Source organism: Streptomyces sp. NPDC057565, assembly GCF_042801455.1.
Taxonomy (GTDB): Bacteria; Actinomycetota; Actinomycetes; order Streptomycetales; family Streptomycetaceae; genus Streptomyces; species Streptomyces yanii.
In genome coordinates this window covers 46241-59532 of record NZ_JBHVFU010000019.1, presented here as the reverse complement: position 1 = coordinate 59532, position 13292 = coordinate 46241, and the positions used below count along the sequence as shown (strand labels likewise).

The window sequence follows — 13292 nt, the reverse complement described above, 5'->3', positions numbered from 1 at the left end:
ACTTACAAGGAGACCCTCATGACGCTGTACGACATTCCGCTCCACACGCTCACCGGCGAGCCGACCACCCTCGGTGCCTACCGCGGCCAGGCGGTCCTGCTGGTGAACGTCGCCTCCAAGTGCGGGCTCACCCCGCAGTACGCGGGCCTGGAGCGACTGCAGAAGGAGTACGGGGACCGGGGCTTCACCGTGCTCGGTGTTCCGTGCAACCAGTTCGCGGGCCAGGAGCCGGGCAGCGCGGAGGAGATCCAGACCTTCTGCTCGACGACGTACGGAGTCAGCTTCCCGCTCCTGGCGAAGGTCGACGTCAACGGTGACGGACGGCACCCGCTGTATGCGGAGCTGACGCAGCTCGCGGACGCGGACGGCGAGGCGGGCGACGTGCAGTGGAACTTCGAGAAGTTCCTGATCTCCCCGTCCGGCGAGCCGGTGGCCCGCATCCGCCCCCGCACGGAACCGGAGGCGCCGGAGCTCGTGGCGGCAATCGAGGCCCTGCTGGTCGCCTGACGGGCGGCGACGTGCCGGGCGGCCTGATGGCCCGCCCGGCACGACCTCACCCCCGCCGGACACACGATCAAGCCCGTCCGGCGATTGAGGACGAAGCGGCGCCGGGGGGCACCGCAACCGCCCCGGCGCCCCGCCGCCCCTGCGGCACAGCGCTAGCGAATCGGCATGCCCGACAGCGTGCGCGCAATCACCAGCCGCTGAATCTCGCTCGTACCCTCGAAGATCGTGTAGATGGCCGCGTCCCGGTGCATCCGCTCCACTGGGTATTCACGGGTGAAGCCGTTGCCGCCGAGGATCTGGATCGCCTGCGCGGTGACCTTCTTCGCCGTTTCGCTCGCGTACAGCTTGGACATGGAGCCCTCGGCCGACTCGAACGGCTTCCCGGTGGTCGCCATCCAGGATGCCCGCCAGACGAGAAGCCTGGCCGCGTCGATCTGCGTCCGCATGTCCGCGAGCTGGAACGCGACGCCCTGGTTGTCGATGATCGGACGGCCGAACTGGGTCCGGGTCCTCGCGTAGTCCAGCGCGACCTCGTACGCGGCGCGCGCGGTGCCGACCGCCATCGCACCGACCGCCGGGCGGGACGCCTCGAACGTGGCCATCGCCGCGTTCTTCACGCGCTCGCCACCGGACTGGGCGCGCTCGCGTGCCCGCGCCAGGCGCTGGTCCAGTTTCTCCTTGCCGCCGAGCAGGCAGTGGCCCGGGACGCGGACGTCCTCCAGAACGACCTCCGCCGTGTGAGAGGCCCGGATGCCGTGCTTCTTGAACTTCTGGCCCTGCGAGAGCCCCGGGGTGTCCGGCGGCACGATGAAGGAGGCGTGGCCCTTGGAGCCGAGCTCCGAGTCGACCACGGCGACGACGACGTGGACATTGGCGATGCCGCCGTTGGTCGCCCAGGTCTTGGTGCCGTTCAGCACCCACTCGTCCTTGGCCTCGTCGTACACCGCACGGGTCCGCATCGAGGCGACGTCGGAGCCGGCGTCCGGCTCCGAGGAGCAGAAGGCGGCGACCTTCACATCGTTCGCATCGCCGTACATCTGCGGGATCCAGGTGCCGATCTGCTCCTCGGTGCCGTTGGCGAGGACGCCGACGGCCGCCAGGCCCGTACCCACGATCGACAGGGCGATGCCCGCGTCGCCCCAGAACAGTTCCTCCATCGCCATCGGGATGCCGAGCCCCGTCGGGTCGAAGAACTGCTGGGCGTAGAAGTCGAGGGAGTAGATGCCGACCTTGGCCGCCTCCTGAATGACGGGCCAGGGCGTTTCCTCACGCTCGTCCCACTCCGAAGCAGCCGGACGGATCACATCCGCGGCAAAACCGTGAAGCCAGTCACGGACCTGCTTCTGGTCGTCGTTGAGATCGAGCGTGAACTCGGCCATGTTCCCCTCCATGCAATACCGTAAAAATCACCGTTACTTGCGGTAACCGAAGTCTGTTACCGACAAGTAGCCTCTGTCAACCGGTCAGACTCCGATCGGCACCACCGATGGGCAGGGTGTTACGTTGCGCAGGCGTAACGGACTTGCATGGCCAATTGCACGGCCAGGGTGGGGAGAGGCGACATGGAGACCACACGACAGGCCGAAAAACAGCGGACCGCGGCCGAGCAGCGCCGCCGGGAGCTGCTGGAGGCCGCCGACCGCGTGGTGCTCAGGGACGGGCCCAAGGCCTCGATGAACGCCATCGCGGCGGAGGCCGGGATCACCAAGCCCATCCTGTACCGGCACTTCGGCGACAAGGGCGGCCTCTACCGCGCGCTCGCCAAGCGCCACACCGACGCGCTGCTGAGCGCGCTGCGGGCCGCACTCGACGCCCCCGCCGAGCGCCGCCAGAGGGTGGAGGCGACACTCGACACCTATCTCGCGGCAATCGAGGCCCGCCCTCAGGTCTACCGCTTCCTGATGCACCCGTCCGACGACGCCACCCCCTCCCCCGAGCAGGGCTTCGACGTCGGGCGCCACTCCGCCCCGCTGTTGCGCCGGCTCGGCGAAGAGCTCGCCCTGGTCATCGCCGAGCGCGTGGACCTGGGCCCGGACAGCGAGGAGATGGCCCGCATCTGGGGCCATGGCATCGTCGGCATGATGCATGCGGCGGGCGACTGGTGGCTGGGCGAACGCCCCTGCTCACGCGCCCAGTTGGTGCGCAGCCTGGCCGATCTGTTGTGGGGCAGGCTGGCCGCCGCGGGCGACCTGCCGGGCGGGCCCGGCTTCTGACGGCGGGAGAGCGTGGTCAGTCGGTACGTCCCCAGGGCGCCCGGCGGGCCGCGCGCAGTACCCTCGCCCGGCGCAGCCCGGTCAGCCGGTCCGTGTAGACGGTGCCTTCGAGGTGGTCGCACTCGTGCTGGAGACAGCGCGCGAACCAGCCCGTGCCGGCGACCCGCACCGGCTCCCCGTCGACGGTCACGCCCTCCACCACCGCATGGTCGAAGCGCGGGGTACCGGCTTCCAGGCCGGGAAGCGAGAGGCAGCCCTCCGGTCCGCGTACCGTGATGCCGTCCGCCTCGACCAGCTTCGGATTGACGAGATGGCCGAGGTGACGGACATCGTCGTCGTCAGGACAGTCGTAGACGAACACCCGCAGCGGTATGCCGATCTGATTGGCCGCGAGACCGACCCCCTGCGCCGCGTACATCGTGGCGAACATGTCCTCGACAAGCCGGGCGAGCGACGGACCGAAATCGGTGACGTCCTCGCAGGCGCCGTGGAGCACCGGGTCACCGAGCAGAGTCATGGCGCGGACGAGTCCGGAACTGCCGGGGATCGGGCGGTTTCGCATGGCCGCCATCGTACGTTCCATGTGACCTCCGCCTTCCTGGTGGTGCCGTGGTGCGGTCGCCGCGCCGGACATCGATAGGCTGGGCGCGGACCGATGCAAGGAGGATCTAGGACGATGGCAGGCAACACGGAGCCGTTGTCGCCGCGGGCCAAGCTGGCGGTGACGGCGGGCAGGGCCGCAGCGGCGGTGTCGCGCGCTGCGGGGCGCGGCAGCGGATCGGTGATCGGCGGCCGGGTGGCGCTCAAGCTCGACCCCGACCTGCTGGGGCGGCTGGCGCAGCACCTGGACGTGATCCTCGTGTCGGCGACGAACGGCAAGACCACGACGACCCGGCTCATCGCCGAGGCACTACGGGCCGCCGGCCCGGTCGTGTCGAACGCGCTCGGCGCCAACATGCCGGCGGGTATCACCTCGGCCCTGGCCGGTGGCTCGGACGCGAAGTACGGCGTGATCGAGGTCGACGAGAAGTACCTCGCCGGCGTCGCGCGGGACACCACACCCAAGGTGATCGCGCTGCTCAACCTCTCGCGCGACCAGCTGGACCGCGCCGCGGAAACGCGGATGCTGGCCGAGAAGTGGCGCGAGGGGCTGTCCGGCTCGAAGGCCGTGATCGTCGCCAACGCCGACGACCCGCTGATTGTCTGGGCGGCGTCCTCCTCCCCCAACGTGGTGTGGGTCGCGGCCGGGCAGGCGTGGAAGGACGACGCCTGGTCCTGCCCGTCCTGCGGCGGTGTGATGCAGCGCCCCGGCGACGACTGGTTCTGCGGCGAGTGCGGTTTCCGCCGTCCCACCCCGAGCTGGGTGCTGCACGGCGACTACGTCCTGGACCCGCACGGCTCGGCGTGGCCGATCCACCTGCAGCTCCCCGGCCGCGCGAACAAGGCGAACGCCACCAGCTCGGCCGCCGTCGCGGCCGTCTTCGGTGTGCCGCCGCAGGTCGCCCTGGAGCGCATGTATCAGGTGCAGGCCGTCGCCGGCCGCTACGACGTGGTCTCCTTCCTCGGCCGTGAGCTGCGGCTCCTGCTGGCGAAGAACCCGGCGGGCTGGCTCGAAACGTTTTCCCTGATCGACCCGCCACCCACACCGGTGATCCTCTCCGTCAACGCCCGGGGCGCGGACGGCACGGACACCTCCTGGCTGTGGGACGTCGACTACACCCAGCTCGCGGGCCACCCGATCTTCGTGCTCGGCGACCGCAAGCTGGACCTCGCGGTCCGCCTCGAAGTGGCCGGGCTCGACTTCCGGGTCTGCGAAAACCTCGACGAGGCCGTGCAGCAGGCCCCGCCCGGCCGTATCGAGGTCATCGCCAACTACACCGCCTTCCAGGATCTGCGCCGTCGTGTCGGCAACTGACCCCGGCCCCGGCCACCTCCGGAGAGGACGAAGCATGAGCAACAACGGTCTGCGTCTGGTCTGGGTCTACCCCGACCTGCTGAGCACCTACGGCGACCAGGGCAACGCCCTGGTGGTGGAGCGCCGGGCGCGGCAGCGCGGTCTCGACGTGCAGCGCGTCGACGTCCGCAGCGACCAGCCGGTCCCGACGTCCGGCGACATCTATCTGATCGGCGGCGGTGAGGACCGGCCGCAGCGCCTCGCCGCGGAGCGGCTGCGCCGTGACGGCGGCCTCAGCCGGGCCGCTTCCAACGGCGCGATCATCTTCTCGGTCTGCGCCGGATACCAGATCCTCGGCCACGAGTTCATCAACGACCTCGGTGAGCGCGAGCCCGGTCTCGGTCTGCTCGACGTGGTCTCCACGCGTGGCGAGGGCGCCCGGTGCGTCGGTGACGTACTGGCCGACATCGATCCGCAGCTGGGCCTGCCGCCGCTGACGGGTTTCGAGAACCACCAGGGCGTCACTCATCTCGGCCCGACGGCGCGGCCGTTCGCCCGGGTGAAGCTCGGCCGGGGCAACGGCACGGGTGACGGCACCGAGGGGGCGTACAACGACACGGTCTTCGGTACGTACATGCACGGGCCCGTGATGGCCCGTAACCCGATGATCGCGGACCTGCTCCTGAAGCTGGCCCTGGACGTCAACGCGCTGCCGCCGACGGACGACCGCTGGTACGAGGCGCTGCGCACCGAGCGCATCGCGTCGGCCACCCAGCCCGCGTGACCCGCATGGCCCGCATGACGCATATTTCGCTCAACTGAGCGGAGTCCAGCAGGCGGACGCCTGGTTCGGTCCCGCCACCCTGCGCCGGTAGGGTGGCAGGGATCCAACCGGACGACGTGGTCCGGTCGTCGGCCCACGTTGCAAAGGTTTCCCGGGCAATGCGTATTGGTGTGCTCACCTCCGGCGGCGACTGCCCCGGCCTCAATGCCGTCATCCGTTCCGTCGTGCACCGCGCGGTGGTCGACCACGGCGACGAGGTCATCGGCTTCCACGACGGGTGGAAGGGCCTCCTTGAGTGCGACTACCGGAAGCTCGACCTCGACGCGGTCGGCGGCATTCTCGCCCGCGGCGGTACGATCCTCGGCTCGTCCCGGGTCCAGCCCGCACATCTGCGGGGCGGCGTCGAGCAGGCCAAGGGCCATGTCGCCGATCTCGGTCTCGACGCGATCATCCCGATCGGCGGCGAGGGCACGCTGAAGGCGGCTCATCTGCTCTCCGAGGCGGGACTGCCGATCGTCGGCGTGCCGAAGACCATCGACAACGACATCGCGTCGACCGATGTGACCTTCGGCTTCGACACCGCGGTCGGCGTGGCCACCGAGGCCCTCGACCGGCTGAAGACCACCGCCGAGTCGCACCAGCGGGTCCTGATCGTCGAGGTCATGGGCCGCCACACCGGCTGGATCGCACTCCACTCGGGCATGGCGGCCGGTGCGCACGCCATCGTCGTGCCGGAGCGCCCCTTCGACATGGACGAGCTGACCGAGCTGGTCGGCAAGCGCTTCTCGGCGGGCAAGAAGTTCGCGATCGTCGTCGTCGCCGAGGGCGCCAAGCCGCGCGCGGGCTCCATGGAGTTCGAGCAGGGCGCCAAGGACATCTACGGCCACGAGCGGTTCACCGGGATCGCCACGCAGCTCTCCGTCGAGCTGGAGCAGCGCCTGGGCAAGGAGGCCCGCCCGGTGATACTCGGCCATGTCCAGCGCGGCGGCACCCCGACCGCGTACGACCGGGTCCTGGCGACCCGCTTCGGCTGGCACGCGGTCGAGGCGGCGCACCGTGGCGAGTTCGGCATGCTGACGGCGCTGCGCGGCACGGAGATCACCATGGTGCCGCTGGCCCAGGCCGTGGAGACCCTGAAGACGGTACCGGCCGAGCGGTACGCCGAGGCCGAGTGCGTGCTCTGAGCGACACCAGCAGCTGAGAACTGCCCCCGGCCGCAGCTGCGGCCGGGGGCAGTTCTACTCTGGTCGGGACAACCGGCGCGAAACGGGGACGTCCCCATCGGGAGTGAACAGATGGATCACAGCGGGCACGGCATGAACATGGATCTGCCGCCGTTCACGCTGGGACGTGGGCTCCAGTTCTCCGCGGACCCCGTATTCCTGATCGGCTGCGTCCTCGCGCTCGGCCTGTACGGCTACGCGGTGCTGCGCCTGCGCAGCCGCGGGGACGGCTGGCCGGTCAACCGGCTCGTCTTCTTCACGGTCGGCGTGCTGAGCATCGCGCTGGTGATGTGCACGAAGCTCAACGACTACGGCATGGTCATGTTCAGCGTGCACATGGTGCAGCACATGGTGATCAGCATGCTGTCACCGATCCTGCTGCTGCTGGGCGCCCCCGTGACCCTGGCGCTGCGCGCACTGCCGGTCGCGGGCCGTGACCGCACGGGCCCGCGCGAACTGCTGCTCCTGCTGCTGCACAGCCGGTACATGAAGATCATCACGCATCCGGTCTTCACCATCCCGCTCTTCATCGCCAGCCTGTACGCGCTGTACTTCACCCCGCTCTTCGACTTCCTCATGGGCTCGAAGACCGGTCACCTCGCGATGATGGTGCACTTCCTCGCCGTCGGACTGGTCTTCTTCTGGCCGATCATGGGCGTCGACCCGGGACCGCACCGGCCCGGCTATGTGATGCGGATGCTGGAGCTGTTCGCGGGGATGCCGTTCCACGCGTTCTTCGGCATCGCACTGATGATGGCGACCTCTCCGATGGTGGAGACGTACAAGCATCCGCCGGCCTCGCTGGGCATCGACGCGCTGAGCGACCAGAACTGGGCGGGCGGCATCGCCTGGGCGTTCAGCGAGATCCCGTCGGTGCTGGTGCTGATCGCGCTGGTCTTCCAGTGGTACCGCTCCGAGCAGCGGACCGCGAAGCGTGCGGACCGCGCCGCCGACCGCGACGGGGACCAGGAGCTGAAGGCGTACAACGCCTATCTCGCCTCGTTGCAGGCGCGCGGACAGTAGCGGTGGAGACATCTTCCGGGTGACGATGGGGTCCACGGCCGCGCGGCCGACGAGGAGGGTGCGCGCATGTCCGGATCGACGAAGACGATGGGGATGCTCACCGTCGGGGCCCTGGTGGCGGTCACCGCCTACACGGTGGCGCTGGGGAGCAACGGCTGGCTCTGGTTCGGCTGGGTGGTGCTCGGGCTGATCACTCTGGGAATGGTCGCCACGCGCGACACCTGAGCGGGGCCCTCTGTCCGGTACGACGGGTGGCCCAGAGCCCGGTCGGGCCCTGGGCCACCCGTCGACCGAGGGGTTCAGCGCCCGACCGGGACTTCGGCCAGCACGTTCACTCCGTTCACCCAGCGCGTCGTGGCGTTCGCGCAGCGCACCGCGCAGGCCGCCCCCTCGAAGCGGGGGTCGGGCAGGGCGAGTCCGATCCGGTATGTGCCCCGGGCGCCGCGAGGCACTTCCAGCGTGGCGCGCACGGTCGACGGCACCGGTTCCGCATGGTCGTCGGTGGTCTCCGCCCGCCCCTTGGGCAGCCAGGTGCGCCAGTCCGCGCCGGTCTCGGCGGAGGCGACGATCCGTCCGTCGGCGCCCAGCGCCACGATCCGTACGGGGCGGGGATGCTTGGCCGCGGCGAACCCTCGGTTCACGACGTCGACCTCGACGGGCAGCCGGCCGCGGCCGAGCGCCGAGAGGTCGTAGCGCACCCGGCGTACTTCCACCCGGTAGCCGAGATGGTCACGGAGATACTCGAACGGGGTGCGGGCCACGGGGTTCCCGTGCCGGTCGCGGAAGTACCCGTCGGAGACGGGCAGCAGCGCGTCGGCCGTCTGCCGTTCCGTCAGCTCGGTGACCTTCCAGGCCGGGACGGTGACGGTCGCGTTGTGCACGATCGACAGCGAGTCGAAGCGCAGCGTCTGGAGGCGGCGGGCGGTGGAGAGGCCGTCGATGACCGTGGACCATGCGTACGGGTCGGCGCTCTGGCCCTTGTCCCAGGGCATCTCGCCGTCCGTCATCGCCCGTCGCGTGACGTCCAGGTAGGTGCTCCATTCGGGGTTGGACGGCACGTAGTAGTCCCAGAGGCCGCCGCCGAGCGTCATGTAGTCGTTGTGGAATCCGACGCGGTCCAGGATCGCCGTGTTGGTGATCATGTTGCGCTTCTCCGCGTACCGCACCTGGGTGTGCATGCCCGGCGGCAACGCCTCGACCAGGGTGGTCATGATGGCGGTGACGGCATCGGGATAGTTCTCGTGCTGGTAGTAGCTGCCGTGCCACTCGCCCCAGGCACCCAGGAACCCTGCCTGCCAGACCGCCACCACATCGCTGTTCCGCTCGACGAGTGGCGCCAGCTGGCCGATGTGACGCCGGATGTCCTGCACCGTGTAGCGGCGTCCCTCGCGCACCCCGTCGTCGTACGCGAATCGCAGAACCGCGGCGTACCCCTTGCGGCGCAGGCCGGCGAAGACCTTCTCGATGTTGTCGAGGGCGCTCTGCGGGATCGTGGTGGTCGCGTACTCCCAGAGGTAGAAGTACAGCTGGGTGAGCCGGGCCCCGGTGCCGTATTCGCGCTCCAGCAGTTCCAGCGTCTGGGCGGAGTCCGGCGAGTGGTCCTGCTCGTTCTGCCAGGGGCTCGTCAGATCGGCGGCGTTGTACGACATCTCGTAGCGGAAGCCGCGTCGGGGATTGTGCAGTGGCTCCCGGCCGTCCGGGTCGTCGGGCCGGGTCCCGCGGTGTGCCACCGTGCGCCAGGTCCGTGTCGCCGCGTGGGCGGGCGAGCCTGCCACGGCGGCCGGCAGCGGAAGGGCCACGGCGGCCCCGAGGCCGGTTGCGAGCAGTCGGCGCCGGGTCGGACGGATGCTCTCCGGCACGGGTTCCACGGTCATGAGCCACTCCCCTGGACGTGTGGACGACAGCCCCCGAGCTTCGCAGGGGGCCGGCTTCCCAGCCATGGACGGAGTTGCGGCGAGGCTTGCACTTTCCGGTCGGTCCGAATCCGGCAGGCGGTGGACGCGGGTCCGACCGGCGATGGTTACACAGGACGACACCTGCACTTACACTGACCGCCCCGAACCATCCACTGACCTGGCAGAACACGGCCCCGGGGCGGGTCGGGCGGAGCGAGGAGCCAATCCGGTGTTCTACTACGTGCTCAAATACGTCATTCTGGGGCCATTGCTGCGCCTGCTGTTCCGGCCCAGGATCGAGGGACTGGAGCACATCCCGGAGGACGGTGCGGCCATCGTCGCCGGCAACCATCTGTCGTTCTCCGACCATTTCCTGATGCCCGCGATCATCAAACGGCGCATCACCTTCCTCGCCAAGGCGGAGTACTTCACCGGCCCGGGCCTGAAGGGGAGGCTGACTGCGGCGTTCTTCCGGAGCGCCGGGCAGATTCCGGTGGACCGATCCGGGAAGGACGCGGGACAGGCCGCGATCCGTGAAGGGCTCGGGGTGCTGAGCAAGGGCGAGCTGCTCGGGATCTACCCGGAGGGCACCCGTTCGCACGACGGCCGGCTCTACAAGGGCAAGGTCGGTGTCGCGGTGATGGCGCTCAAGGCGCGGGTGCCCGTCGTGCCGTGCGCGATGGTCGGTACGTTCGAGATCCAGCCTCCCGGCAGGGTCGTGCCGCGCATCAAACAGGTCACCATCCGCTTCGGTGAGCCGCTGGACTTCTCCCGCTACGCCGGCATGGAGGACCAGAAGGCGGCGATCAGGGCGGTCACCGACGAGATCATGTACGCGATCCTCGGGCTCTCCGGTCAGGAGTACGTCGACGAGTACGCGGCCAAGGTGAAGGCCGAACAGGCCGAGCAGGCGAAGAAGTTCCCGAAACGGCGACGCTGACGGCGAATCCGCGAGGGGCGAACTCCCATGGTCCGACGGGCCGGCCGCCGCCTAGCGTGCAGCTCATGGGCAAGGGACACGCATGGGTTCTCGGAGCAACGGGACAGATCGGGCGGGTGGCCGTGCGGGCACTCGCCGAGGACGGCTGGAAGGTGACGGCGGCCTCGCGCGCGGGCGGCCGGGACGAGCGATGGGCCGATGAGGTACGGGCCGTCGCCCTCGACCGCGACGAGGAGGGGGCACTCGCCGCGGCACTGGGCGACGGGTGCGACGTGCTGGTCGACATGGTGGCGTACGGCGAGCAGCACGCCCGGCAGCTGACCGGGCTCGCCGACCGGATCGGTTCGGCCGTCGTCATCTCCAGCGGCGCGGTGTACCAGGACGACCGCGGCCGCAGTTTCGACACGCAGGGAGAGCCCGACGGCGCGCCGCAGTACCCGCTGCCGATCCCGGAGACGCAGACCACGGTGGCACCCGGCGCTGCCACGTACGGGACCCGGAAGATCCGGCTGGAGCGGGATCTGCTGGCGGCGGGTGACGCCCTGCCGGTGACGCTGTTGCGGGCCGGTGCGATCCATGGCCCGTACTGCCGCTCCCCGCGCGAACTGTACTTCGTGAAACGGCTCCTGGACGGCCGCAGGCGCCGGGTGCTCGCGCACAACGGTGCGAGCCGGTTCCATCCGGTCCATGTGTCCAACATCGCCGAGCTGATCAGGCTCGCCGCCCTTCGGCCCGGATCGCGGGTGCTCAACGCGGGCGATCCGACGGCGCCCACGGTCGCGGAGATCGCGTCGGCGATCGACGGGGTGCTGGGGCTGGAGGCGGAGACAGTGCTGGTGGACGGACCGCCTCCCGCGGGGCACGTGGGCGGGACGCCGTGGAGCAGCGCCCATCCCATCGTGTACGACATGACGGCCGCCGAGAAGGAACTCGGCTACCGGCCGGTCACCGGCTATGCGGAGTCGCTGCCGGAGACCGTGGAGTGGCTCGCCGCGCGGCTGGACGGACGGGACTGGCGGGACGCCTTCCCGGCGATGCTGCGGGCGTACGGCGAGGTCCTCTTCGACTACTCGGCGGAGGACGCCTGGCTGGAGCGGTACGACCGGGGGGTGTGAACGGTCCTCGTACGGCAGGACGGGCGGCCGGTGGTTCTCCGGCCGCCCGTCCCCGTCACTCAGTCGCCTACGGCTTCGGCGTGGCGTGCGGGGTGCACGTCACGTCCTGCCCGTCGGTCTGCCCGGTGAGCAGGTAGGTGTCCACCCGCTCGTTGATGCAGGGGTTGACCAGGCCCGTGACGCCGTGCGAACCGGCGTCCTTCTCGGTGATCAGACGCGAACCCTTGAACCGCTTGTGCAGCTCGACGGCGCCCTCGTACGGGGTGGCGGCGTCACGCGTGGACTGCACGATCAGCACCGGCGGCAGACCCTTGCCGGTCTTGACCTCCAGCGGGGTCTGCTGCTTGGCCGACCAGGTCGCACAGGGCAGGTTCATCCAGGCGTTCGCCCAGGTCATGAACGGGTAGTCCTTATGCAGCCGGGTGTTGTCGCGGTCCCACTTCTGCCAGTTGGTGGGCCACTTGGCGTCCGCACACTCGACGGCCGTGTACACGGCGTTGCCGTTCTCGGAGGAGGCGTTCCCCGCGAGGTCCGACATGTCGGGGCCCGCGGCGTCGACCAGTGCCTGGGTGTCGCCGGCCCGGTAGTCGCTCCAGGTCCGGGCGACGAGCGCCCAGGTGGAGTCGTAGTACGGCGCGTTCTGGAAGAAGCCGATGAGCTCGGCGGGTCCGACGACCCCACCGATCGGGTTCTTCTTGGCCGAGGCACGCAGCTTCAGCCACTCCTGCTCCACCTGGGCAGGGGTGGTGCCGATGTGGAAGGCCGCGTCGTTCTGGGCGACCCATGCCTTCCAGTCGTCCCAGCGCTTCTGGAAGGCGATGTCCTGGTTGAGGTTGGCCTCGTACCAGATGTTGTCCTTCGCCGGATTGACCACGCTGTCGACGATCATGCGCCGGACGTGGTCCGGGAACAGCGTGCCGTAGACCGCCCCGAGGTAGGTGCCGTAGGAGACGCCCAGGAAGTTGAGCTTCTTCTCACCGAGCGCGGCGCGGATGACATCCAGGTCGCGTGCGGTGTTCGGCGTGGTCATGTGCGGCAGCATGTCGCCGCTGCGCTCGGCACAGCCGTCCGCGTACTCGGCGGCGAGCTTGCGCTGGGCGCGCTTGTCGGCCTCGCTGTCGGGTACCGGGTCGGCCTTCGGGGCCTTCACGAACTCCTGCGGGTCGACGCAGGAGATCGGCGCCGAGTGACCGACACCGCGGGGGTCGAAGCCGACGAAGTCGTACGCCTTCGCTGCCTTCGTCCACAGCGGGTTCTTATTGGTGATCCGGGTGGGGAAACGCAGCCCGGAACCACCGGGGCCGCCCGGGTTGTAGAGCAGCGCACCCTGCCGCTCCTCCTTCGTACCGGTACTGACGTGCCGGTCGACCGCGAGCTTGATCTGCTTGCCGTCGGGCTTGGCGTAGTCGAGCGGTACGGTCACCCAGCCGCACTGGATAGGTGTGGCCAGGGCCCAGTCGGCCGGGCAGTCCTTCCAGTCGATGCCGGCGTGGGCCGCCCGTGCGGCGGCGACCTGAACGCCGCGCGCCTCCGAACCGCTGTGGTGGCGGCCGTCGGCTGTGGCCGTCGGTGCGGTTATCGCGCCGACCATGAGCGTGCCCGCGATCAGAGTGCCGGCCGAGCCGAGCACTGCTGTGCGTCTCAAGTGGAACCTCCCCCATTGTCTGAAGCGCCGCAGAAGGCGACGCAGTTCACATC

13 protein-coding genes are annotated in these 13292 nt (G+C 69.7%); 9 read left to right on the top strand and 4 right to left on the bottom strand.

Features of this window, described 5'->3' with window-relative positions:
* Positions 1-18: 18 nt before the first annotated feature.
* A complete protein-coding gene (locus ACFU8W_RS28285) occupies positions 19-507 on the top strand; it encodes a glutathione peroxidase (RefSeq protein ID WP_384042772.1) in 489 nt (162 codons plus the stop codon).
* 152 nt (positions 508-659) lie between these two features.
* Here ACFU8W_RS28285 and ACFU8W_RS28280 read toward each other — a convergent pair whose 3' ends face one another.
* Positions 660-1886 (bottom strand): acyl-CoA dehydrogenase family protein, encoded by a 1227-nt coding sequence (locus tag ACFU8W_RS28280; protein WP_384042769.1) that lies wholly within the window; start codon positions 1884-1886, stop codon positions 660-662.
* Positions 1887-2069: 183 nt separating this feature from the next.
* Here ACFU8W_RS28280 and ACFU8W_RS28275 point away from each other — a divergent pair, with 183 nt between their 5' ends.
* Complete coding sequence (locus ACFU8W_RS28275; protein WP_345511720.1) at positions 2070-2720, top strand: TetR family transcriptional regulator; 651 nt, start codon at positions 2070-2072, stop codon at positions 2718-2720.
* 16 nt (positions 2721-2736) lie between these two features.
* Here ACFU8W_RS28275 and def read toward each other — a convergent pair whose 3' ends face one another.
* Positions 2737-3282, bottom strand: a complete 546-nt coding sequence (gene def, locus ACFU8W_RS28270) for a peptide deformylase (RefSeq protein ID WP_384042764.1) — start codon at positions 3280-3282, stop codon at positions 2737-2739.
* A gap of 114 nt (positions 3283-3396) precedes the next feature.
* On the opposite strand from def, the gene ACFU8W_RS28265 reads away from it, so the two are divergent.
* From ACFU8W_RS28265 to ACFU8W_RS28245, 5 genes are all read left to right on the top strand, one after another.
* Positions 3397-4635 (top strand): MurT ligase domain-containing protein, encoded by a 1239-nt coding sequence (locus ACFU8W_RS28265; protein ID WP_345511723.1) that lies wholly within the window; start codon positions 3397-3399, stop codon positions 4633-4635.
* Between the two features lie 34 nt (positions 4636-4669).
* Complete coding sequence (locus tag ACFU8W_RS28260) at positions 4670-5398, top strand: type 1 glutamine amidotransferase (RefSeq protein ID WP_384042760.1); 729 nt, start codon at positions 4670-4672, stop codon at positions 5396-5398.
* Between the two features lie 158 nt (positions 5399-5556).
* Entirely contained in the window at positions 5557-6582 is a 1026-nt protein-coding gene (locus ACFU8W_RS28255) for a 6-phosphofructokinase (RefSeq protein ID WP_345511726.1), read from the top strand.
* Between the two features lie 111 nt (positions 6583-6693).
* On the top strand, positions 6694-7644 hold the full coding sequence (locus tag ACFU8W_RS28250; RefSeq protein WP_384042757.1) for a cytochrome c oxidase assembly protein: 951 nt from the start codon (positions 6694-6696) through the stop codon (positions 7642-7644).
* 66 nt (positions 7645-7710) lie between these two features.
* Positions 7711-7869: a hypothetical protein gene (locus ACFU8W_RS28245; protein ID WP_266988512.1), complete on the top strand. Its 159-nt coding sequence runs from the start codon at positions 7711-7713 to the stop codon at positions 7867-7869.
* Between the two features lie 74 nt (positions 7870-7943).
* On the opposite strand, the gene ACFU8W_RS28240 is transcribed toward ACFU8W_RS28245, so the two are convergent.
* The gene (locus ACFU8W_RS28240) at positions 7944-9518 is read right to left on the bottom strand and encodes a DUF4874 domain-containing protein (RefSeq protein WP_384042753.1); all 1575 of its coding nucleotides are present in this window, start codon (positions 9516-9518) and stop codon (positions 7944-7946) included.
* A 250-nt stretch (positions 9519-9768) separates the two neighbouring features.
* On the opposite strand from ACFU8W_RS28240, the gene ACFU8W_RS28235 reads away from it, so the two are divergent.
* Positions 9769-10479: a lysophospholipid acyltransferase family protein gene (locus ACFU8W_RS28235; protein WP_327247683.1), complete on the top strand. Its 711-nt coding sequence runs from the start codon at positions 9769-9771 to the stop codon at positions 10477-10479.
* A 65-nt stretch (positions 10480-10544) separates the two neighbouring features.
* Positions 10545-11594: an NAD-dependent epimerase/dehydratase family protein gene (locus ACFU8W_RS28230; RefSeq protein WP_384042749.1), complete on the top strand. Its 1050-nt coding sequence runs from the start codon at positions 10545-10547 to the stop codon at positions 11592-11594.
* Between the two features lie 67 nt (positions 11595-11661).
* Here ACFU8W_RS28230 and ACFU8W_RS28225 read toward each other — a convergent pair whose 3' ends face one another.
* Complete coding sequence (locus tag ACFU8W_RS28225) at positions 11662-13239, bottom strand: alpha/beta hydrolase (RefSeq protein WP_384042746.1); 1578 nt, start codon at positions 13237-13239, stop codon at positions 11662-11664.
* Positions 13240-13292: the final 53 nt, after the last annotated feature.

Bases quoted from the DNA above. Each gene is read 5' to 3' on its own strand.
- ACFU8W_RS28285 (WP_384042772.1), top strand. From the start codon at position 19: ATGACGCTGTACGACATTCCGCTCCACACGCTCACCGGCGAGCCGACC.
- ACFU8W_RS28280 (WP_384042769.1), bottom strand. From the start codon at position 1,886: ATGGCCGAGTTCACGCTCGATCTCAACGACGACCAGAAGCAGGTCCGT.
- ACFU8W_RS28275 (WP_345511720.1), top strand. From the start codon at position 2,070: ATGGAGACCACACGACAGGCCGAAAAACAGCGGACCGCGGCCGAGCAG.
- def (WP_384042764.1), bottom strand. From the start codon at position 3,282: ATGCGAAACCGCCCGATCCCCGGCAGTTCCGGACTCGTCCGCGCCATG.
- ACFU8W_RS28265 (WP_345511723.1), top strand. From the start codon at position 3,397: ATGGCAGGCAACACGGAGCCGTTGTCGCCGCGGGCCAAGCTGGCGGTG.
- ACFU8W_RS28260 (WP_384042760.1), top strand. From the start codon at position 4,670: ATGAGCAACAACGGTCTGCGTCTGGTCTGGGTCTACCCCGACCTGCTG.
- ACFU8W_RS28255 (WP_345511726.1), top strand. From the start codon at position 5,557: ATGCGTATTGGTGTGCTCACCTCCGGCGGCGACTGCCCCGGCCTCAAT.
- ACFU8W_RS28250 (WP_384042757.1), top strand. From the start codon at position 6,694: ATGGATCACAGCGGGCACGGCATGAACATGGATCTGCCGCCGTTCACG.
- ACFU8W_RS28245 (WP_266988512.1), top strand. From the start codon at position 7,711: ATGTCCGGATCGACGAAGACGATGGGGATGCTCACCGTCGGGGCCCTG.
- ACFU8W_RS28240 (WP_384042753.1), bottom strand. From the start codon at position 9,518: ATGACCGTGGAACCCGTGCCGGAGAGCATCCGTCCGACCCGGCGCCGA.
- ACFU8W_RS28230 (WP_384042749.1), top strand. From the start codon at position 10,545: ATGGGCAAGGGACACGCATGGGTTCTCGGAGCAACGGGACAGATCGGG.